This is a genomic window from Blautia luti, from assembly GCF_013304735.1.
Lineage (GTDB): Bacteria > Bacillota > Clostridia > Lachnospirales > Lachnospiraceae > Blautia_A.
The window spans coordinates 218,177-241,307 of sequence record NZ_JAAITI010000002.1 but is presented as its reverse complement, the minus strand read 5'-3'; the positions used below and the strand labels follow the sequence as shown (position 1 = coordinate 241,307).

Genomic DNA, 23,131 nt, shown 5'->3' with positions numbered 1-23,131 from the left:
TACTACACCGAAAGGTGTGTTACTTGTTAAGTTGGTTGAACCGCCGTGTACGGAACCGTACGCACGGTGGTGTGAGAGGTCGGGAAAATTTATTTAATTTTCCCTCCTACTCGATTGTTCCGATATAATGAAATATCATTTTTTGATGGAACCATCTGCGGCAAAGGTGTATTTCTTACCGTCAATGGTAAGGGTGCCCGTTTGAAGAATTCCATCTTCGTCCAGATAATAGCGTTTTTTGTTGAGCTTGATCCAGCCACGCTGCATGACACCATTTTCGCTGAAATAATATCTGTGTCCGTCAGTATCGGTGAGCCAGCCAGTGTAGGCTTCTCCGTTTACAAGAAATTTCCAGTCTGATCCATCCGCTGTCCAGATGCCGTTTTCGGCTTCCGGAGAAACATTTCCGTTTTCCGGAACTTTGGAAGGTGCCGGAGATGGTGTTATGGACGGAGTAGCGGAAACCTCCGTGCTGGATGATGTGGAATTATGGCCTGAATTGGAGGCCATAATGGAAATATCGTCTGTATTTCCGGTGACAACAGAATTATAATTGTTTCCAAATGGACCGGCAGATGACTGAGTAAACAGAAGACCGCAGATCAGACATAAAAAAACAGTAATAAAAATCAGCAGCCGGTTTATTTTCGGATTACGGTCTGGCATAATTTTTCCTCCTGATTACTGGTATGTTTTTGTTTATCATACAATACATGCACATAAAATACAAGGAAAATAACCGGTTGCGAATATATGGGAAAAAATATATAATAGAACAATGGACGAAAAAATCAGAATTAATAAATATTTAAGCGATGCAGGTGTCTGCTCCCGAAGAGAGGCAGACAGATTGACAGAAGCAGGACGTGTGACCGTAAACGGAATGCCTGTTTCTACGGGAATGAAGATATCAGCAGAGGATAAGATCTGTATTGACGGAAAACCGATAAAAAAACAGGAAAAAAAGATTCTGCTTCTTTTTTATAAACCGAAAGGAATTGTCTGCAGTACCAGACAGCAGCGAGATGAAATAACCGTGACAGAATATTTGAATTATTCGGTAAGGATATATCCAGTAGGCCGCCTGGACAAGGAGTCAGAGGGTCTTCTTCTTCTCACCAATGAGGGAGATCTTGTGAATCGTATCATGAAAGCAGGAAATTATCATGAAAAGGAATATCAGGTAACGGTCAATAAAACGGTAACCGAAGAATTTATCCGGGGTATGAGCGGCGGCGTGCCAATTCTGGATACTGTTACACGTCCCTGTAAGGTAACAAAAACTGGAAAAAACAGTTTCCAGATTATTCTCACGCAGGGACTGAACCGGCAAATCCGTCGTATGTGTGAATATTTTGACTATAAAGTTGTGACATTAAAAAGAGTACGGATTATGAATCTGTATCTGGATGGCCTTGCAGAAGGAGAATACCGGGAGATACGGCCGGAGGAAAGAAAAAAGCTGGAGGAAATGCTTTCCTCAAAAAGAACAGAAAAAGAGACAGGAGGAAGCCATGAGCGAAACATCCATAAAAAGAATGAAAGAGCTGGGAGAAAAGCTTCGGGAAGCGTCCAGGGCGTATTATCAGGAGGACAGGGAGATTATGCCCAACGTGGAGTACGACGCGCTGTACGACGAACTGAGCGCACTGGAGAAAGAAACAGGAATCGTTCTGGCAGACAGTCCAACCGTTAGTGTTGGCTATGAAGCAGTAGACCAGCTTCCCAAGGAGGAGCATGAGCGGCCAATGCTGTCTCTGGATAAGACCAAGGAGCGGGAAGCATTGCGTGAATTTATCGGAGAACATCCAACGCTTCTTTCCTGGAAACTGGACGGACTTACGATTGTACTTACCTATGAAAATGGAGAACTGGTAAAGGCAGTTACCAGAGGAAATGGTATTGTAGGTGAAGTTATTACCAATAATGCAAAAGTTTTCAAAAATATCCCGCTTAAGATTTCTTTTAAAGGACGTCTGATTCTGCGGGGTGAGGCAATTATCACATATTCTGACTTCGAAAAAATTAATGAAACTATCGGCGATGCAGATGCAAAATACAAAAATCCGAGGAATCTCTGCAGTGGCTCTGTACGTCAGCTGAATAACGAGATTACGGCAAAAAGAAATGTCCGCTTTTATGCGTTTTCACTGGTAAGTGCGGATGGTGTGGATTTTCAGAATTCCAGGGAAATGCAGTTCCGGTGGCTGAACGCGCAGGGATTTGATGTGGTAGAATACCGCAAAGTCACAGGGGATACTCTGGATGCTGCCATGGATTATTTTGCAGATGCGGTCACAAAGAATGATTTCCCGTCGGATGGATTGGTGGCATTGTATGATAATATTTCCTATGGGGAATCCCTTGGAACTACAGCCAAGTTCCCCAGAAATGCCATGGCCTTTAAATGGGCAGATGAAATGCGTGATACGAAACTTCTGGAGATTGAATGGAGTCCATCCAGAACCGGTCTGATCAATCCGGTGGCTATTTTTGAACCGGTGGAACTGGAAGGTACTACAGTGAGTCGTGCCAGTGTGCATAACATCAGTATTATGAAAGAACTGAAACTGGGAATTGGAGATACCATCCGTGTATATAAAGCGAATATGATTATTCCACAGATAGCGGAAAATCTGACAGGAACCGGAAACGCTCCGGTTCCTCATATCTGTCCGGCCTGTGGGCAGGAAACCGTTATAAAAAAAGAAAATGATGTGGAGTGCCTTTTCTGCGTTAATCCGGGATGCCCGGCAAAAAAAATCAAATCTTTCGGGCTTTTTACAAGCAGAGATGCCATGAATATTGACGGCCTTTCGGAAGCGACACTGGAAAAATTTATTGCCCGGGGATTCATTCATGATTTTGGAGATATCTTTGAGATTGGCCGATACCGGGATGAGATTGTGGAAATGGAAGGCTTTGGACAGAAATCTTATGATAATCTCATAGAAAGTCTGGAACGGGCAAAAGAAACGACTCTTCCGAGGGTGATTTACAGCCTTGGAATTGCAAATATTGGTCTTGCCAATGCGAAGGTGATTTGCCGCCATTTTGATAACGATCTGGAGAAAATTCGGCATGCCAGTCTGGAAGAGGTCAGTGATATTGATACGATCGGGCCTGTAATTGCCGGAAATCTGGTGGCATATTTTCAGGATGCGGAGAATAACCGCCGGCTGGATCATCTTATGAGTTTTCTTCACATTCAGGAAGAAGGACCGAAACAGGAACAGATTTTTGCAGGAATGAATTTTGTAATTACAGGAAGCCTGGAGCATTTCGGGAACCGAAGCGAGGCAAAGGAACTGATTGAATCTCTGGGTGGTAAAGTGACAGGCTCTGTTACAAAAAAGACCAATTATCTGATTAACAATGATATTCAGTCCAATTCATCCAAAAATAAAAAAGCAAGAGAACTGGGAATTCCGATTCTTTCCGAAGAAGATTTTCTGGAACTTACAAAACAGCAGTAAGAACTGTAACAGAGCGGTTTTGATAAATTCCGCTTATATATAAAGGAGGGCGAACAATGCCGATCAAAACACAGGGGGATCTGCCTGTAAAGGAGATTCTTGAAAGAGAAAATATATTTGTGATGGATGAGAAACGTGCCATGCACCAGGACATCCGTCCGATTCAGATTCTGATTCTGAATCTGATGCCGCTGAAAGAAGAAACAGAGCTGCAGCTATTGCGTTCTCTTTCCAATTCACCGCTGCAAGTAGATGTGACTTTTATGGCGGTGGAGAGCCATGAGGCTAAGAATACATCCCTCAGCCATCTGAATAAATTTTATGAAACATTCACAGATGTAAAAAAACGCAAATTTGACGGAATGATTATCACCGGAGCTCCGGTTGAGCAGATGCCTTTTGAAGAGGTGGATTACTGGAATGAACTGACAGAGATTATGGACTGGACAGAGGAGCATGTGACTTCCACGATCTTCCTTTGCTGGGCAGCACAGGCCAGTCTGTATTATTTTTATGGACTTGAGAAGAAACCACTGGACAAAAAAATGTTTGGCCTTTTCTGGCACAAAGTACTGAACCGGAAAATCCCGCTGGTACGTGGCTTTGATGATGTATTTCTTGCTCCACATTCCAGACATACGGAAGTACCGATTGCGGATATTCATGCGTGCAAAGATCTTACAGTTCTGGCAGAAAGCGAAGAAGCGGGACTGTTTCTTGCCATGGCAGAGGATGGACGTAAGATTTTTGTTATGGGGCACCCAGAATATGACAGAGTAACTCTGGATGGAGAGTATAAGCGTGATCTTGCCAAGGGACTTCCTATTGAAATCCCCAAGAATTATTATAAAGATGACGATCCAAATAACAAACCAATGCTTACCTGGAGAGCACATGCAAACAATCTGTATACAAACTGGCTGAATTACTACGTATACCAGAGCACCCCATACGATCTGTACGGAGCACCGGATTTCAGGGAGATTTAAGGGACTTGAAAACCGCATGGTTGAGCTGTTTCTGGGGATTTTGGCATGAAAATGGAAGAGGGCGGATAACTTCATATAAGTTGTCGTAAATTCACGAAAGTTTTTACAAAAATGGGGTAAAAATGGTGTAGATAAAATTTCAAGAGAGATATAATAAAAAGTTGGCGTAAACCCTTGTCCTATATAGGGAATCGCCAACTTTTGTTTTTCGGAAAAACTTCAATTTTGAGAGTGGTTAGAATACAATTATGTTAAAAATTTAATATACTAAAATCAATCAACAGATCACTGTAAATTCCAGCCTTGACAGAATCCGTAAAGGAATATTCCTCCATAGTAGATTGCTCAAAATTGTATACAATAATTCTGCTCTTGTCAGGATCAACAATCCAATATTCTTTTACGCCTGCGGTTCTGTATTTAAAGAGCTTGTTGTAGTAATCCATCCGTTTACTTGCAGGAGATACAATCTCAATGATCCAGTCAGGAGCACCATTGCAGCCCTTGTCATTCAGTTTATTTGGATCACAGATAACAGAGATATCCGGTTCCACATATGTGTTTGTGGATTCATCCAGATAAACAGCAAACGGGGCAGCATAAACTTGACATTGTCCTTGATGATCTTCAATGTAACGATCAATAATGCTAGTAAGCCTTGTTGAAATCCGCTGATGTTTACGACTGGGCGGAGCCATATAATAAATTTGTCCGTCAATCAGTTCAGCACGTTCTCGCTCTGGAAGAGCATATATATCTTCTATAGTATAAGTATCTTCTTTGAGTAATGGCATATTTTCACGCTCCCTTCTTAATAAGTCAGGTTCCTGTTATTATTATACCGGATTGAAGCAAAACATTCAACGTTGATCTGCTTATCCTGCCATCTCAGAAAGCAGTTCTTTCTTATACCAGAGCACCCCATACGATCTGTACGGAGCACCGGATTTTAGGGAGATTTAAACTGGAAAGAAAAAACATTTATTTTATGCAAACTTTATTTGCTTATTTAAAGGATTGGTGCTATAGTAAAGTTGGTTCCGACAAACGAAGAATTTGCGGATTCCGGCAGCTGACCGGCGGGGCCATTTTACTGTTGTATCCGGTCGCGGCCTGAATCAGGAAAGAAGGAAGAGGGAAAAAATTGCGTAAAAAATCACATATACTGTTGGGCAGATACCTGGCTGATCAGATGTCTGAGGTGTACAGTCTTCAGCAACACAGAAAAGCGTTTTGCCTGGGTAACATTATGCCGGATCTGAGACCGTCGTTTCTTACTACCAGACATGAGTTTTTTGGAACATTCAATCAGCTTCAGAATAAGATGAAGGAACTGGTTGAGAGAAACCCGGAGGAAGAAAATGCCAGGGTGTATTGGCGTAGATTCGGTGAGGTCATGCATTATATGGCTGATTATTTTACTTTTCCTCATAACAGGACATATAAAGGGAGTCTTGCAGAACATAATTCCTATGAGGCAGAGCTGAAGAACCGGTTGAAAGAATGCATTTTAAGTGGCAGAGCAGATAGCCAGCTGGAAGAAGCGAAGCATTTTGACAGCTTTGAGGAGCTTGTGGAGTATATTCGTGAACGTCATGCGTATTATCTGGAAAGCCCACGCTGTATTGCGGATGATATTCGCTTTATTCTCAGTGTATGTTATCAGGTGATACAAGGAATTTTTCAGCTCTGTGTCAGAAGACAGTTTCATATGGAAGGACAGCCGGTAACTGCTGTCTGACAGTATACGAGAAAACTGCGGTGTGAAAACATCGCAGTTTTTTGAATATAAATGTTTCTTACGAAAATGTGAATAAAAAGTGAAAAATAGATAAATTGAAAAGTATATCCGGTGAGAACGGTTGATTTCACAAAATTCCTATGCTAAAATAAGTGGAGTTAAACTTTAGGTTATCTAAAATGGTTTAAGTCAGACCTTTATTATAGGGGAAGTAAAGGGATGTTCAAGGAAAGAAGGGAGCATCTTAATAAATATGAAGAACAAGTACCTTAATAAGTTTTTTTGCATCACGATGTTATCAGCTATGGTACTGGCATGCCCAACCGGCGTCAGAGCAGCTGACGCGACAGAAACAGTTGCAGCCGACGGGGATTTTTCCGATGGAGGTGAGGAGGTAACAGAGCCTGAAGTTCCGTCAGAACCGGAACCGACAGAGGCACCGCAGCCGACAGAAGCGCCGCAGCCGACGGAGACGCCAGCACCGGAGCCAACGGAAACGCCAACACCAGAACCTACGGAAACACCGCAGCCAACGGAGACACCGACTCCGGCACCAACGGAAACACCAACACCGGCGCCAACAGCGACACCGGTACCAACAGAGACACCACAGCCTACAGCAACACCGGCGGCAGTGGATGAGGCTAAAGTGCAGGCTGTCATTAATCGGATTAATGCTTTGGCAGACAAAACGGTCACTGCGGATTCTCAGACAGAAATTGCAGCTGCCCGTGCAGCTTATGATGCATTATCAGATGCAGAAAAAGCCAAGGTTACAAATTATGCAACTCTGACTGACGCAGAACAGAAACTTGCGGATATACAGAAGAAAGCAAATAATAACAATAATTCCGGTAACGGAAATTCAGATATTACAGATGGAAATAATGCAACAGCTACACAGATTGGGAATCCGGTATATGTAACAAATATGGTATCCAATCTTCATGCAGGTAAAGATTTTTATCTTGATAGCCTTAAGAATAATTACCACTTAACATTTTCTGATGATTTTGCATCTGTTATGGATGCGATAGAGAAGGAATATAAAGAAAAAAACAAACTTACCGATTCTACACTTGTAGTACGTAACTGGCAGGACATTCTGGCTATTTATATTTATGAGAAGAGTAAAAGCGGTGAAACATCTTTCACACTGGATGCATCCTGCAAGGAAGATCTTGCAAGAATTTTTGCAGAGATGAATCCGATTGTCAGAGACAAGCAGGATATCACAAAGGTATCCTACGGAAACCGAAAAATTAACTACTATATTAAGAAGAATAATATTGCCAAGAGTGACCGTACGATTCTTAAGAAATATGTAGAGACAGACTGTAAACTTCTCTGTGCGGTTGTTACTGCCTCCAAGGGATTTGTGCGGGAGAGCGTTGGTGACAATGTATCTGAGGATCGTGTGGATGTCATCGCGGCAGCGTACTCTCTGGTTGGTAAAGTGGGATATTTCTGGGGCGGTAAATCAACCGTGATTGGGGAAGACCCAAGCTGGGGAACTGTTGAGAAAGTTTCAGCAGAAGGCAGCAAAAGTTCCGGCACACTGCGTGCGTATGGTCTGGACTGCAGCGGTTTTGTTACCTGGGCAGTTATCAATGGATATCAGGATCAGGGAATGCAGGCAGCTGTTGGAGATGGAACTTCTGATCAGTGGGAGAAGGCAAATGTTGTCAGTGAGGCAGATGCACAGCCTGGAGATCTTGTATTTCAGCGTGGACCGGAGTCCGGAAGTGATAACCACGTAGGAATTCTTTGTGGTAAAACAGATTCTGGAGACTGGATTGCGGTACATTGCTCTTCAAGTAAAAACGGAGTAACTGTAGGGGAAGCCTACAGTGCAAGTTTCCGCTATATCAGACAGCCGTCCTTCTATTCGAATACAACGGTGGATACAACCAGTGAAAATACGGAAAATGCTGTGACAGAAGCAAATGCAGAAGAACTTCTTACAGATGTTGTAAAATCCACAGCGCTTCAGGACGCTCTTGCATCCAGTGATACAGTTTCCAATAATCTTCTTGAGAATTTTAAGAATAAGTCACTTCAGGATGATGAAGATGATGAAGAAGTTGAGGATTTGATTCTGGATACGGAAGCCATTAATGATGCGGTAAGCACTTTTGACGATGTAGAGGCACTGGAAATCGAGAATTAAGAAACAGTGGCGTGATAAGGGCAGTTTCCTGTGGGAGGCTGCCCTTTCTTATAATCGGTATTTAAGAGCGAAAATATAACGAGGATAAAAAATGAAAAAAATTTTTTCAAGCCGCATAATAACAATCGCAGTGATCCTGGCGCTTGTGTTTCAGCCATGCAACGTACAGGCTGGTGCTTTTGATCAAATCCGAGCTATTGCCAGAAGCGTTTTTTCGGGAGAGCCGGAAGAGGTGGAAAAACTGCGCCAGATGGAAGTGGCGCAGAGTGAAGAAGGACATCAGGAATATTACTTCAAACAGCTAAGTGAAGAAGAACAGAGAGTGTACAGGGAAATCCTTCGTGGAATTCGCGCACGGGAAAATGATTTTTATCTGACACTTTCGGATGATGATAGCATTGACAGAAGTTATCATGCAGTACTGAAAGACCATCCGGAAATTTTTTGGGTACATAATCGTGAAAAAATTTATAAAACAACATATTCAGACAGTGATTATTGTACATTTGCGCCTGGATACACTTATACAGACAGTCAGATAGAAGAGATTCAGACAGCGATGGAAGGGGGATTTCAAGCGGTCAGAAAATTGATTCCGGAAGATGCCAGTGATTATGAAAAGGTTCGTATTGTTTATACCTATATTATAGATACGACAGAATATCAGTCCGGGGAAGATGACCAGAGTATTGCCGGGGTATTCTGGAAAAAAGCTGCTGTATGTGCAGGGTACGCGGGAGCTGTCCAGTATCTTCTGGAAAGATTGGATGTTCCATGTATTTATGTGGATGGAAGTACGAGAGAAAGTACAGAAGGACATGCATGGGATATTGTAAAAATAGGCGAAGCGTATTATTATGTAGATGCGATAAACGGAGATCAGCCGGATTTTTTGAATGGGGATGCAGCTCAGCTGGAAGAACATAAGACTACAATTTATGATTATCTCTGTCCTTTCCCGGAAGAATATGAAAAAACCTATACACCATCAGAAGAGCTGACAGTTCCCAAATGTACAGCGAAGGATCTGAACTTTTATGTTTTGAATCAGGGATGTTTTGATGAATATGACTGGCAGACAATAGATGACTACTGTAAAATGAGACTGGATAATGGTGCAGCAGTGGTACGTTTTAAATTCAGCAATCAGGAAGCTTTTGATGCGGCTTGTAAGGAATGGCTGGACGGTGGAGAAGTACAGAGGGTAGCACAGTATTATATGAAACTGAATGGTCTTGGACAGGTAGAGTATCATTATGGAGTGTTGAATAATTTTTATACCATATATTTTATTTTTTGAATATAGGATTGTGTTTACGGATATATGGCAGAAGGCTTTGATTATAAAAGAAGTTTGAAAAAGAAAGGAGCAGGATAATGAATATGGATATGCTATCAAGAGTGTTTGATATGATACAGAGGGTTGGAGGAATGGAACAAGTCGGCCAGCTTATGGTAATCGTGTATGGTGTGATTTGTGTTTTTGGCCTTATGAATTGTATTCTTGGATACCGTATCTTGCGGTTCTGGATGATGATTTTCGGATTTCTCATCGGCGCCGGAGGCGGTTTTGCGGCAACTTATATATCCGGTGTCCAGGATAAAATGGTAATTGTGGGTGCGATGGCTGGTCTGGGTATTGTACTGGCAATTGTTTCTTTTTTGATTTACAGGGCGGGTATTTTTGTGCTGGGATTTGGCATTGGAATATCCTTAAGCATTTATCTGGTTCATCCGACCAGTTCGTTTTCTTTCTTTCTCTGCATTTTAATTGGTGTAGGACTTGGTGTTCTGGCCATGCGCTATGCAAAAGGTGTGATTATTATCGGAACCAGTGTGCTTGGAGGAGTTCTGGCCGGAATTTCTATCGCTCAGATAGGCGGTCTGGCACAGTTTCCCTATGGGATTGGCATGGCGGCTGGAATTGCGCTTCTTGGTATGCTTATCCAGTTTGCAATTAACAAGGATCATTATGATGAGGAAGAGGATGAGGAAGAACCATACGAAGATACAGATAAACGAATAAGAAAGAAAAATGCTTCCAACAGTCAGGAATATGATTCTAAATATAACAGAGAAGACTTATATAAAAATCCTTCAGATAGACGTTCGGAAAGCAGAATACGAAATACAGATTCTGATGAAAGGTATTCCCGCAGGAATACAGGGCGTAATAAAGAATATTCTGACAGAAAAAAATCAGCAGATATTCAGAGAAGAATCCGCAGAAGAGAAGAAGACAGTTCTTCGGACAACCGAAGAAGTGCGAGAAGCAGCGCTAGCGCCGGCAGAAGAACGGCATCGGAAAGAAACAGTTCCCCGGATCGAAGACGAAGTAGCACAAGCCGAAATTATTCTTCTGATACAAGAAGAAGCCAAGGCCGTAATTCGTCTGGAAACAGCGGACAGAGCGGCCGAAGATCCCGTTATAATGATTCGGAGCCAGAAGATCGTGACGTTTCTTATTATGATGATGTTTATGAAGAACCTGTGGATACATATGATGATTTTGAAAGACGCCAGCAGAGAAAAAGACAGATGGACATTGAAAATATGGCAGATTATGATGATCTGAAATCCACAGAAGCTACAGATACGGAAGATTATGATGAATGGAAAGATAATTAAGAGAAAATTCGGGGAGTGACAGAAATGGGAAAAGAAGCGAAGACCAATGCGATGCGTATGCTTGACAGAAAAAAAGTGAAATACGAGGCAATCGCCTATGACTGCGGAGAATTTATTGACGGAATCCACTGTGCGGATATTACAGGTGCGCCTCATGATCAATCTTTTAAAACTCTGGTTATGGAAGGAAAAAGTGGTGGCTATTATGTATTTGTGGTTCCGATCGAAAAAGAGGTAGACAGGAAAGCGGCGGCGAAATCCGTTGGAGAAAAAACGGTAGATATGATTCATGTGAAAGATCTTACGAAGATTACCGGCTATATCCGAGGAGGCTGCAGTCCTCTTGGAATGAAGAAGAATTATCCGGTAGTATTTGATCAGTCAGCGGAGAATTTTGAGAAAATTTATGTGAGTGGCGGAAGAGTAGGGCTTACTCTGAAAGTTCCACTTAAAGATCTCCTGGATGTGACACAGGGAAAACTTGCTCCGATCACAATGGAGTAACGGATTGACAAAAAAGAAATACTAAAAAGCTTCTGCATGCGGGGAAAACCTGCGGCAGGAGCTTTTTTACTGACAAAAATCCCCTGCATCTGCTTTTTATAAGCAGGCAGGGGAAATACATGCATCAAAGTAGTTATGAAAAAATTTAGTTATCCTGGGCGTCTTCTTCATTAACCTGGAAGACATGGCGCTTCTTAGCCATCTCATCGCTTGCGAGATATTCATCATAGGTTGTGATCTTGTCAACCAGTTTGCCGTTTGGAAGGATCTCCATGATACGGTTTGCGGTTGTCTGTACAAACTGATGATCGTGTGATGTGAAAAGAATCACACCTGGGAATTTGATCAGTCCATTGTTTAATGCTGTAATGGACTCCATATCCAGGTGGTTGGTAGGCTCATCCAGAATCAGGATATTGGCCCCGGAGATCATCATTTTGGAAAGAAGACAACGTACCTTCTCGCCACCGGAAAGGACACGGACACGTTTCACGCCATCCTCGCCAGGGAAAAGCATACGTCCCAGGAAGCCACGTACATAAGTTGCGTCCTTGATCTCGGAGTACTGTGTAAGCCAGTCTGTGATAGTGAGATCGTTATCAAACTCCTGGGTATTGTCCTTCGGAAAATATGCCTGGGAAGTGGTGACACCCCATTTGTAATTTCCTTCATCCGGCTCCATCTCTCCTGTAAGAATCTTAAAGAAGGTTGTAATTGCCTGCTCATTGGCACCTACGAAAGCAACCTTATCTTCACGTCCGAGAGTAAAGGAAATATTATCCAGAACTTTTACTCCGTCAATAGTCTTGGAAAGATTTTCGACCATAAGGACTTCGTTTCCGATTTCACGGTTTGGACGGAAGTCGATATATGGATACTTACGGCTGGAAGGACGCATATCGTCCAGCTGGATTTTTTCCAGGGCACGCTTTCTGGAAGTTGCCTGTTTGGATTTGGAAGCGTTGGCACTGAAACGGGAAATAAATTCCTGGAGCTCTTTAATCTTCTCTTCTTTTTTCTTATTGGCTTCTTTCATCTGTTTGATCAGAAGCTGGCTGGATTCAAACCAGAAGTCATAGTTTCCGGCATAGAGCTGAATCTTACCATAGTCGATATCAGCAGTATGTGTGCAGACTTTATTCAGGAAATAACGGTCATGGGATACTACGATAACGGTATTATCAAAATTGATCAGGAATTCCTCCAGCCATTCAATAGCAGGAAGGTCCAGATGGTTGGTAGGCTCATCCAGAAGAAGGATATCCGGATTTCCGAAGAGGGCCTGTGCAAGAAGGACCTTGACTTTCATACTACCGGTAAGGTCTGCCATCTGTGTATAGTGGAACTCGGTGTCAACACCAAGGCCGTTCAGAAGAGTAGCGGCATCGGATTCTGCTTCCCAGCCATTCATCTCCGCAAATTCGCCCTCAAGCTCGCTGGCACGGATACCATCTTCGTCTGTAAAATCTTCTTTTGCGTAAATGGCCTCTTTTTCTTTCATGATCTGATAGAGTCTTTCATTACCCATGATAACAGTATCCAGAACAGGATAGGCATCATATTTGAAATGATCCTGCTGCAGGAAAGAAAGTCTTTGTCCAGGTGTGATTACGATATCACCCTTTGTTGGCTCAAGCTGGCCGGAGAGGATTTTGAGGAATGTAGATTTACCTGCGCCGTTAGCGCCGATTAATCCATAGCAGTTGCCCTCTGTAAATTTGATGTTAACGTCTTCAAAAAGTGCTTTTTTTCCAACACGCAGTGTGATGTTGTTTGCTGAAATCATATCATACCTCTTTTTTCATTAATAAAAATCGTTTCAATTACATAGTATAACATTACAATCGTTTCCTATTGTACCGTAAACTGAAAAATTTGCAAGCTGTATTTTCCTTTTTTATATAAATAGAGGAAAAACAGCGGATTTACAATGAATTACAGGAAAATAATAACCTTTTATTATTGAAAAAAATGCGTTATACTGACGTATATGATAAACAGAGCAGCCTGGAATTAAAGATATATTTTGACACGGATGAAACACCCGGGAACGTGTCGGTACAGGCAGGGGCAGAAATTATCATAAATCAGCAGCTTAGTTGAACAGAAGAGAGGTTAGAGATGTTTATCACCAGAGAAAGCGATTATGCGATGCGGGTTGTCCGCGCATTGATGGGGGAGACGCGTTTAAGCGTCAGTGAGATCTGCGAGAGGGAGGCGATTACAGCACCTTTTGCCTACAAAATACTGAAGAAACTTCAGAATGCGGGAATTGTAGAAGGATATCGCGGAGTTCATGGCGGATATGCCCTGAAAAGAGATCCTGCGGATCTGACATTATATGATATATATAGTGCGATTGATTCTGACATGTCTATCATTGAGTGTCTGAATGGAAAATGTGAATGTACAAGAAACGGTCAGGACGGTGTGCCATGTTATGCTCATGATGAACTGAAAGAAATTCAGGGACAGCTGTGGGCGATGCTCCGGCGGAAATCCATGAAAGATCTTTTTGAAAAAGAGGAGCAGTAAACTGCCGTGACAGGTGAAAATAAGCGTATGATAAGATAATAAGAAGAGCGGGAAAGGAGTAGGAATGAAGCTTCTGGCCGGCTCTTTTTTCTTGTCAAAAAGATAACAACGTTTGTACATGATAATATACAAAAAACAGCGAAAGAAAATGGACATAACTGGGAATCTATGCTATAATAACCAATGGAATTTTAGGCCCTTGACAGCCTAAAAATATATTTTCAACAAACCTTTAAGGAGGAATAAACAAATGGCAAGAAAGATGAAAACCATGGATGGTAACCATGCAGCCGCTCATGCATCATATGCTTTTTCTGATGTAGCTGCTATTTACCCGATTACCCCTTCATCTGTAATGGCTGAGGCAACAGACGAGTGGGCAACTCAGGGAAGAAAGAACATCTTTGGACAGGAAGTACAGGTTACAGAGATGCAGTCTGAGGCTGGTGCAGCAGGTGCTGTTCACGGTTCTCTGGCAGCAGGTGCCCTGACTACAACCTACACAGCTTCCCAGGGTCTTCTGCTTATGATCCCGAACCTTTACAAGATTGCTGGTGAGCAGCTTCCGGGAGTTATCAACGTATCTGCCCGTGCACTTGCTTCCCACGCACTTTGTATTTTCGGTGACCATTCCGACGTTATGGCCTGTCGTCAGACTGGATGTGCAATGCTTTGTGAGTCTTCTGTACAGGAGGTTATGGACCTTACACCGGTTGCTCATCTTGCAGCAATCAAAGGAAAAGTTCCGTTCATCAACTTCTTCGACGGATTCCGTACATCTCATGAGATCCAGAAGATCGAGACATGGGACTATGAAGATCTGAAAGATATGGCAGATATGGACGCAATCGCAGAGTTCCGTAACCGTGCTCTGAACCCGAACCATCCATGTCAGAGAGGTTCCGCTCAGAACCCGGATATCTTCTTCCAGGCAAGAGAGGCATGTAATCCATATTATGACGCTCTTCCGGCAGTTGTTCAGGAGTACATGGACAAAGTTAACGAGAAGATCGGAACAGATTACAAACTGTTCAACTACTACGGAGCTGCTGACGCTGAGCACATCATCGTAGCTATGGGTTCCGTAAACGATACCATCGAGGAGACAATCGATTACCTTATGGCAGCTGGCAAGAAAGTCGGTGTTGTTAAAGTTCGTCTTTACAGACCATTCTGTGCACAGGCTCTTATCGATGCAATCCCGGATACAGTTAAGCAGATCTCTGTTCTTGACAGAACAAAAGAGCCAGGAGCACTTGGCGAGCCTCTGTATCTTGATGTTGTTGCAGCTCTTCGCGACAGCAAGTTCAGCGATGTTAAGATCTTTACAGGACGTTACGGACTTGGTTCCAAAGATACAACACCTGCACAGATCGTAGCAGTATATGAGAACACTGAGAAAGAGAAATTCACAATCGGTATCGTTGATGATGTTACAAACCTTTCTCTTGAGACAGGTGCACCACTTGTTACAACACCAGAGGGAACAACAAACTGCAAGTTCTGGGGACTTGGAGCTGATGGTACTGTAGGTGCTAACAAGAACTCCATCAAGATCATCGGTGACAACACAGACATGTACGCTCAGGCTTACTTCGATTATGACTCCAAGAAGTCCGGCGGTGTTACAATGTCTCACCTTCGTTTCGGTAAGAAACCGATCAAATCCACATACCTGATCCACAAAGCAAACTTCGTTGCATGTCATAATCCGTCCTATGTTAACAAATATAACATGGTACAGGAGCTTGTTGACGGAGGTACATTCCTTCTGAACTGTGCTTGGGATATGGAAGGACTTGAGAAACATCTTCCAGGACAGGTTAAAGCTTTCATCGCTAACCACAATATCAAATTCTACACCATCGACGGTGTTAAGATTGGTATTGAGACTGGCATGGGACCAACACGTATCAACACAATCCTTCAGTCCGCATTCTTCAAACTTACAGGAATCATTCCTGAGGAGCAGGCTATCGAGCTTATGAAAGCTGCTGCTAAAGCTACTTACGGACGTAAAGGTGATGACGTTGTTAAGAAGAACTGGGCAGCTATCGATGCCGGTGCTAAACAGGTCGTAGAGGTTCAGGTTCCGGAGAGCTGGAAGAACGCTGAGGACGAGGGACTCTTCATGTCTCACGCATCCCACGGTGCTCAGGAAGCTCAGGACTTCGTAAACAACATCCAGTGCAAGATCAATGCTCAGGAAGGTAACAGCCTCCCAGTATCTGCATTCAAGGATTATGTAGATGGTACAACACCATCCGGAACAGCTGCATATGAGAAACGTGGTATCGCAGTTAACGTTCCTGTATGGGTTCCGGACAACTGTATCCAGTGTAACCGCTGTGCATATGTCTGCCCGCATGCTGCAATCCGTCCGGTTGCCATGACAGCAGATGAGACAGCTAACGCTCCAGAGGGAATCAAGACACTTCCGCTTACAGGAATGAAAGAGTATACATTCACAATGACTGTATCCGCTCTTGACTGTACAGGATGTGGTTCCTGTGCAAATGTCTGCCCAGGAAAGAAAGGCAACAAAGCTCTTGAGATGGCTCCACTTGAAGCTAACGCAGGAGAGCAGAAATACTTCGATTACGGTGTAACACTTCCTCAGAAGGAAGACGTTATCGCTAAATATAAAGAGACAACTGTAAAAGGCAGCCAGTTCAAACAGCCGCTCCTCGAGTTCTCAGGCGCTTGTGCAGGTTGTGGTGAGACACCATACGCTAAGCTGATCACACAGCTCTTTGGTGACAGAATGTACATTGCAAATGCTACAGGATGCTCCTCTATCTGGGGTAACTCTTCACCATCTACACCATACACAACAAACGCTAAGGGACAGGGTCCTGCATGGTCCAACTCTCTGTTCGAGGATAACGCAGAGTTCGGTTATGGTATGCTTCTTGCACAGCGTGCAATCCGTGGCGGTCTGAAAGAGAAGATCGAAGACCTTGTAGCTAACGGAACAAACGAGGATGTTAAGGCAGCTGGTCAGGAATGGCTGGATACTTACGCTGTAGGCGCAACAAATGGCGCAGCTACAGAGAAACTCGTTGCAGCTCTTGAGGCTTGCGGATGTGACAAGGCTAATGAGATCCTTGCACAGAAAGACTTCCTCTCCAAGAAATCCCAGTGGATCTTCGGTGGTGATGGATGGGCTTACGATATCGGATTCGGTGGTGTTGACCACGTTCTCGCAAGCGGACGCGACATCAACGTTATGGTATTCGATACAGAGGTTTACTCCAACACAGGCGGACAGTCTTCCAAGTCTACACCGACAGGTGCGATCGCTCAGTTCGCAGCAGGCGGAAAAGAGACTAAGAAGAAAGATATGGCATCTATCGCAATGAGCTATGGCTATGTATACGTAGCACAGATCTCCATGGGTGCTGACTTCAACCAGACTGTAAAAGCAATTGCAGAGGCAGAGGCATATCCGGGACCATCCCTGATCATCGCTTATGCTCCATGTATCAACCATGGTATCAAGAAAGGTATGAGCAAAGCTCAGACAGAGGAAGAGCTGGCAGTTAAGTGCGGATACTGGCACAACTTCAGATTCAACCCGGCTGCTGAGAACAAGTTCAGCCTTGATTCCAAGACACCGGATATGGAGAACTATATGGACTTCCTGAACGGTGAGGTTCGTTACAACTCTCTGCAGCGTCAGAATCCTGAGAAAGCTGCTAGACTGTTCGCTAAGAACGAGTCTGAGGCTCAGGCTAGATATGAGTATCTGCAGAAACTTATCACTCTTTACGGAGCAGATAAGAAAGAAGACTAATTACTGATCAATAGTTACTGTTTATACAGTGTGCTTGCTGATTAAGCATTAGGTGACAGGCCTGCGGTGTTTAGCGCACCGCAGGCCTTTTTCATATACAGGAGAGACATATATGAGAAAATTTTTTTCGAAGGAGAAATCCGGGAAAGAGAAAAAAGCAGATTTTTATATTCTGTATACGATGGTTTTTGCGGCGATTTCGCTGGTTATTTATGGCTGCTTTTATTTTAATGGAAAAGCACTGGTCTGGAGTCATGATGGAGTTCCACAGCATATCAATGCTCTGGCCTATTATGGAAAATATCTGCGGAATGTGCTGAAAACACTGGTATTTGACCATAAGATATCGCTGCCTATGTGGGATATGCACATTGGTTATGGCTCTGATATCCTTACAACACTGCATTATTATGTGATCGGCGATCCGCTGACTTTGTTTTCCGTTTTTGTTCCCGAAAAAAATACGGAAATCTTATATGAGATCCTGATTTTTCTGCGGATTTATCTTGCGGGGATTACGTTCAGTATCTACTGTTTTTATCGAAAAAATCCAAAACAGGCGACATTTATCGGCTGCCTGGTTTATATATTTGCAGGGTGGACTATTTATGCGTCCATGAAACATCCTTATTTTTCCAATCCCATGATTTATCTGCCGCTTGTTCTTATGGGAATTGATAAGGTCTACAAAAAAGAAAAGCCATACCTTTTTATCTGGGCAACGGCTGTAGCGGCAATGTCAAATTTTTATTTCTTTTATATGATCAGTGTCTTTATGGTGTTATATGCGGCTTTCCGGTATTTCGGCATATTCCGGAAGCGTTCCGTAAAAGATGTATTTCAGTGGTTCCTGAAATTTGCCGGATTTTATCTGGTGGCACTTATGATTGCTGCACTGATCTTTTTGCCTGTGATCATGACTCTGTTTGGGACAGAGCGTTTTCAGGCACAGAATTATGTGCCATTTTTATATGATCGCATTTATTATGAAAAATATCTCGGCTGCCTGATCGGCGAGAATATGATCCAGTGGGGAGTGGCTGGATATTCTGCAGTTGCCATGGCAGGCGTGTTTGTAATTTTTTCCAAAAGAAAAAAATATACAGGACTGAAACTGGGATTTGTACTTTTGAATCTGTTTTTGCTGATTCCTTTTGCTGGTCATGTGCTCAATGGATTTTCCTATGTCTCCAACCGCTGGATCTGGGCATATGGAATGCTGATCGCCTATATTCTGGTGCAGGCATATCCGGAACTGTTTACTTTGCAGATGCAGGAAAAACGACGGATTTTTATTATGCTGCTGGTATATTGTGTTCTTGCGCTGGTTTCGAAATCTGCCCGCACGGAGCGGAACAGTATGGCTGTGATGCTGCTGGTACTGGCTGTATTTACAGTGCTTTCCTATGGGAACATTTTCATACAGGGAAAATATCTCTGTGGAATGCTGGTTGCGGTGCTGGTAACAAGCATTATTCTGAATGTATCTTATCAGTATTCCTATGAAAAAAATTATCTGTCAGAGTTTGAAGAAAAGAATCGGGCACTGGAAGAACTTCAGGATGGGCCGGATCGGACGATTCTGTCCCTGGATGGGTCTTCTTCCAGCAGGTATGATCAGTACAAAACGGGCTCTTACGTAAATACTGCCATGTATATGGGAACTAACAGTACTTCCTATTATTTCAGTGTGGCAAATGGAAATATCAGCCGGTTTTTTGACGAAATGTATCTGAATACGCCGTGGGATTATCATTACAGCAGTCTGGATGGAAGAACGATTTTGGATCGACTTGCTTCTGTGAAATATTTTGCTGTCAAAAGAAATGGATATGGATATATTCCTTACGGATATGACGAAGAGGCTGCTTCAACCAAAAAGTACAGAATTTATGAAGATGAGGATTCTCTGCCACTGGGCTATACGTACGATTCCTGGATTTCCAGAGAAAAATATGAAAAGCTTTCTGTGACCGAAAAACAGCAGGCATTGCTGCAGGGAGCAGTTGTGGAAAAAAGCAGCCTTCCGGAAACGCAGCTTTCCTTTGATGACAAGAAAGCAGATTTTACACTGGAAGCTGGTAAAGGATGTAAGATCAAAGATGGAAAAATTATTGTGACAAAGAAAAATGCAAAAATTTCTATCGGATATCGGGGAGAGCCCAAATCAGAAGTTTATCTGATTGCCAAAAATCTGGATTTTAGTGCTTATTCTCCCCGGGAACAGGTCAGCGATAAAAAATGGAATTCTCTTACGGAATACGAAAAGAACCAGATTCTTTACGAAGATGATAACTGGCGCTACTGGAAGGAAAGCAAAGAATCAGCAGTGGAGGTTTCACTGGGGTCTGTGGACAAGACAATTCGGATTTTTACCGATAAATATAACGGATACAGTGGCCGTCATAATTTTCTTCTGAATATGGGGTATAAAAATTACAGTGCGGGAACTATGACGCTGACATTTTCCATGCCAGGAGAATATACGTTTGATGATCTGTATCTGGTGTGTCAGCCTATGGAATCTGTTGAAAAACAGACAGAGAAGCTTGGAAAAGAAAGCCTTGAGAATGTGAGTATGGAAACAAATAAAATTATCGGTGATATTGAAGTATCTTCCGATAAATTTCTGGCATTTTCGATTCCTTACAGTGCGGGATTTCGTGCTTACGTAGACGGAAAAAAGGTTGATCTTATAAAAGCCAACAGTATGTATATGGGAATTGAATTAAAAAAGGGAAAACATGAGATTGTACTTACTTACTGTACTCCATATATTGTACCGGGATTGATACTGACAGCAACCGGGCTGCTTCTGTTTCTGCTGATTGCAGTGTCATATCGGAAGTCAAAGAAATCTGGAGAAAGGGGAAAACAGAAAAAATGAGCAGATTATCGGTGGTTTTGCCTGCGTATAACGAAGAACAGATTCTGGCAAAAACCTGCCGTACATTGAAAGAAATTTTGAGTTTTTCAGAAATAGAGTATGAACTGGTTTTTGTGGATGACGGATCCTCAGACAAAACCTGGAATGTGATCGAAAAAGTATCGAAAGAAGACAGAAATATTTCAGGAATACATTTTTCCAGAAATTTTGGAAAAGAGGCCGCAATTATTGCAGGACTTGCACAGGCTTCCGGGGATGCGGTGGCAGTGATGGACTGTGATCTTCAGCACCCGCCGGAAACGCTTGTAAAAATGTTTTTGTTGTGGAGACAGGGATTTGAAGTAATAGAAGGCGTCAAAAAAAGCCGGGGTAAAGAAAGCAGAATTCACGGAAAAAGTGCTGGATTTTTCTACAGAATCATGTCCGGAGCTACAGGTTTTGATATGAAAAATGCGTCGGATTTTAAACTGCTGGATAGAAAAGCAGTAGAGAGTGTTCTTTCCATGCCAGAGAGAAATATGTTTTTCCGGGCGGCATCGTCCTGGGTTGGATTTAAAAGTACTTCCGTACCTTTTGAAGTTCAGGAAAGAGAAGCCGGGGAGACGAAATGGTCTACAAGAGCGTTAATTGGATATGCATTCCGAAATATTGTGTCATTTACTACGATTCCGTTGCAGTTTGTAACTGCGGGAGCAGGTGCCTGTTTTCTGTGTTCGCTGATTCTTCTTATATATTCTCTGATACGGTATTTTACCGGACATGCAGTAGAAGGGTATACGACCCTTTTGATTGTCACATTGTTTATTGGCAGTGCAATTATGCTGAGCCTTGGAATTATCGGATATTATATTGCCAGAATTTACGAAGAGGTAAAGCATCGGCCGAGATATATCGTATCAAAAATTATACATGGAGGAATGATAAGTGAAGAAACTGATTTTAAAGATGTATGAAAATGATGTCATTCGTTATATTTTCTGGGGCGGCTGTACAACACTTGTAAATCTGGTAAGTTTTTATCTTATGAGAATTGCAGGGCTTCCTCTGATGGCTGCCAACATCATATCAATTATACTGGCAATCCTGTTTGCGTATGTTGTAAATTCCAGATTTGTATTTCACGATTCGTGTGAGACACTGAAAGATCACATACAGCCATTTGTAAAATTTATAAGTGCACGTCTGGTGACGATGGTTATTGAAGTTGGCGGTGTGTGGCTTCTGGCTGTTGTAATGGGATTTCATGACATGGTTGCAAAATTCTGCACCCAGTTTCTTGTGCTGGTGCTGAATTATATATTTAGTAAATTTTTAATTTTTACTACAGGTAAAAAGACGGGAGGTAGCAAATGATGACTTTGAAAGAGGCAGTAAAAAAGATCCGTCCGCTGGATGAAAAAGCCATGGAGGGTGCAAAAAAAAGATGGGACAGTATTGCAAAGCCACTGCATTCCTTGGGTGAACTTGAAAATATGTTGACACAGATTGCCGGTATCACAGGTACTCCGGATGTCCGTGTGGAGAAAAAAGCAGTGGTTGCCATGTGTGCGGATAATGGGGTTGTGGAGGAAGGCGTGACACAGACCGGGCAGGAAGTTACCACAATTGTGGCCGAGAATTTTCTGGCAGGAACCACAACCTGCTGTGTAATGTGCCGTCAGTGCGGAGCGGAGCTGTTTCCTGTGGATGTTGGAATGGTAACGGACACAAAAGTACGTACAGATCATAAGGTTGCTTACGGAACCAAAAATATGACAAAAGAGCCGGCAATGACAAGAGAACAGGCAATTCAGGGAATTGAAGCGGGAATTGCCATGGCTGAGGAACTGAAGGGAAAAGGATACCAGGTTCTTGCCACCGGTGAAATGGGAATCGGAAATACCACTACCAGCAGTGCAGTTGCGGCAGTGCTTCTGGGAAAACCGGTAGAAGATATGACAGGAAGAGGAGCCGGACTTTCCGGTGAGGGGCTTGTACGAAAAATTAATGCGATCAAAAAAGCGATTGCATTAAACAGTCCGGATCGTTCGGATGCCATTGACGTCCTGGCAAAGGTAGGAGGACTGGATATTGCAGGAATGGCCGGTGTGTTTATCGGTGGAGCGGCACTTGGTATGCCGGTTGTGATGGATGGATTTATTTCCTGTGTGTCTGCGCTGATCGCAGTAAAGATCTGCCCGCAGGTACAGGATTATATTATTGCGTCTCACGTTTCCAAAGAACCGGCGGCACATCTGATCCTGAAAGAGCTGGATAAAGAAGCGATCATCCATGCGGGAATGTGCCTTGGAGAGGGTACCGGAGCAGTTGCATTATTTCCGCTGATGGATCTTTCCTGTGCAGTATACAATTCCATGAGTACTTTTGGAGATATCAATGTAGAACAGTATGAGGAGCTGAAATAA

Annotated in this window: 16 protein-coding genes and 1 pseudogene; 14 read left to right on the top strand and 3 right to left on the bottom strand. The window is 42.9% G+C overall.

Annotated features, from left to right (window positions below):
* Window positions 1–135: 135 nt before the first annotated feature.
* The gene (locus G5B06_RS02415) at window positions 136–666 is read right to left on the bottom strand and encodes an N-acetylmuramoyl-L-alanine amidase family protein (RefSeq protein WP_148448734.1); all 531 of its coding nucleotides are present in this window, start codon (window positions 664–666) and stop codon (window positions 136–138) included.
* Window positions 667–778: 112 nt separating this feature from the next.
* Between G5B06_RS02415 and G5B06_RS02410 the strand changes: the two are divergent.
* From G5B06_RS02410 to metA, 3 genes and pseudogenes are all read left to right on the top strand, one after another.
* Window positions 779–1,429 (top strand): annotated as a pseudogene (locus tag G5B06_RS02410) (pseudouridine synthase); the annotation flags it as partial.
* 85 nt (window positions 1,430–1,514) lie between these two features.
* Window positions 1,515–3,476, top strand: coding sequence for an NAD-dependent DNA ligase LigA (gene ligA / locus G5B06_RS02405; RefSeq protein ID WP_148448736.1), 1,962 nt, complete (start codon window positions 1,515–1,517; stop codon window positions 3,474–3,476).
* Between the two features lie 56 nt (window positions 3,477–3,532).
* Complete coding sequence (metA, locus tag G5B06_RS02400; RefSeq protein WP_148448738.1) at window positions 3,533–4,465, top strand: homoserine O-acetyltransferase MetA; 933 nt, start codon at window positions 3,533–3,535, stop codon at window positions 4,463–4,465.
* A 251-nt stretch (window positions 4,466–4,716) separates the two neighbouring features.
* On the opposite strand, the gene G5B06_RS02395 is transcribed toward metA, so the two are convergent.
* Window positions 4,717–5,259 carry a Uma2 family endonuclease gene (locus G5B06_RS02395; RefSeq protein ID WP_173761749.1) on the bottom strand — a complete coding sequence of 181 codons (543 nt, stop codon included), beginning with the start codon at window positions 5,257–5,259 and terminating at the stop codon, window positions 4,717–4,719.
* 350 nt (window positions 5,260–5,609) lie between these two features.
* Here G5B06_RS02395 and G5B06_RS02390 point away from each other — a divergent pair, with 350 nt between their 5' ends.
* From G5B06_RS02390 to ybaK, 5 genes are all read left to right on the top strand, one after another.
* On the top strand, window positions 5,610–6,206 hold the full coding sequence (locus tag G5B06_RS02390) for a zinc dependent phospholipase C family protein (protein WP_148448742.1): 597 nt from the start codon (window positions 5,610–5,612) through the stop codon (window positions 6,204–6,206).
* Window positions 6,207–6,459: 253 nt separating this feature from the next.
* Window positions 6,460–8,376, top strand: a complete 1,917-nt coding sequence (locus G5B06_RS02385) for a C40 family peptidase (RefSeq protein WP_173771216.1) — start codon at window positions 6,460–6,462, stop codon at window positions 8,374–8,376.
* Window positions 8,377–8,467: 91 nt separating this feature from the next.
* Window positions 8,468–9,676, top strand: coding sequence for a transglutaminase domain-containing protein (locus tag G5B06_RS02380; protein WP_173771214.1), 1,209 nt, complete (start codon window positions 8,468–8,470; stop codon window positions 9,674–9,676).
* Between the two features lie 77 nt (window positions 9,677–9,753).
* Complete coding sequence (locus tag G5B06_RS02375; protein ID WP_173771212.1) at window positions 9,754–11,004, top strand: TMEM198/TM7SF3 family protein; 1,251 nt, start codon at window positions 9,754–9,756, stop codon at window positions 11,002–11,004.
* Window positions 11,005–11,028: 24 nt separating this feature from the next.
* The gene (gene ybaK / locus G5B06_RS02370; protein WP_173771210.1) at window positions 11,029–11,508 is read left to right on the top strand and encodes a Cys-tRNA(Pro) deacylase; all 480 of its coding nucleotides are present in this window, start codon (window positions 11,029–11,031) and stop codon (window positions 11,506–11,508) included.
* A 145-nt stretch (window positions 11,509–11,653) separates the two neighbouring features.
* On the opposite strand, the gene G5B06_RS02365 is transcribed toward ybaK, so the two are convergent.
* Window positions 11,654–13,294: an ABC-F family ATP-binding cassette domain-containing protein gene (locus G5B06_RS02365; RefSeq protein WP_021650411.1), complete on the bottom strand. Its 1,641-nt coding sequence runs from the start codon at window positions 13,292–13,294 to the stop codon at window positions 11,654–11,656.
* Between the two features lie 335 nt (window positions 13,295–13,629).
* Between G5B06_RS02365 and G5B06_RS02360 the strand changes: the two genes are divergently transcribed.
* From G5B06_RS02360 to cobT, 6 genes are all read left to right on the top strand, one after another.
* Window positions 13,630–14,043 carry an RrF2 family transcriptional regulator gene (locus G5B06_RS02360; protein WP_148448752.1) on the top strand — a complete coding sequence of 138 codons (414 nt, stop codon included), beginning with the start codon at window positions 13,630–13,632 and terminating at the stop codon, window positions 14,041–14,043.
* Between the two features lie 250 nt (window positions 14,044–14,293).
* Window positions 14,294–17,839, top strand: coding sequence for a pyruvate:ferredoxin (flavodoxin) oxidoreductase (nifJ, locus tag G5B06_RS02355; protein WP_148448754.1), 3,546 nt, complete (start codon window positions 14,294–14,296; stop codon window positions 17,837–17,839).
* Window positions 17,840–17,951: 112 nt separating this feature from the next.
* Window positions 17,952–20,726 (top strand): YfhO family protein, encoded by a 2,775-nt coding sequence (locus G5B06_RS02350; RefSeq protein ID WP_173761744.1) that lies wholly within the window; start codon window positions 17,952–17,954, stop codon window positions 20,724–20,726.
* Window positions 20,723–21,679, top strand: a complete 957-nt coding sequence (locus G5B06_RS02345) for a glycosyltransferase (RefSeq protein ID WP_148448758.1) — start codon at window positions 20,723–20,725, stop codon at window positions 21,677–21,679. The genes G5B06_RS02350 and G5B06_RS02345 overlap by 4 nt, the downstream gene beginning before the upstream one ends.
* Entirely contained in the window at window positions 21,651–22,079 is a 429-nt protein-coding gene (locus tag G5B06_RS02340) for a GtrA family protein (protein ID WP_148448760.1), read from the top strand. The genes G5B06_RS02345 and G5B06_RS02340 overlap by 29 nt, the downstream gene beginning before the upstream one ends.
* Window positions 22,079–23,131, top strand: a complete 1,053-nt coding sequence (cobT, locus tag G5B06_RS02335) for a nicotinate-nucleotide--dimethylbenzimidazole phosphoribosyltransferase (protein WP_173761767.1) — start codon at window positions 22,079–22,081, stop codon at window positions 23,129–23,131. The genes G5B06_RS02340 and cobT overlap by 1 nt, the downstream gene beginning before the upstream one ends.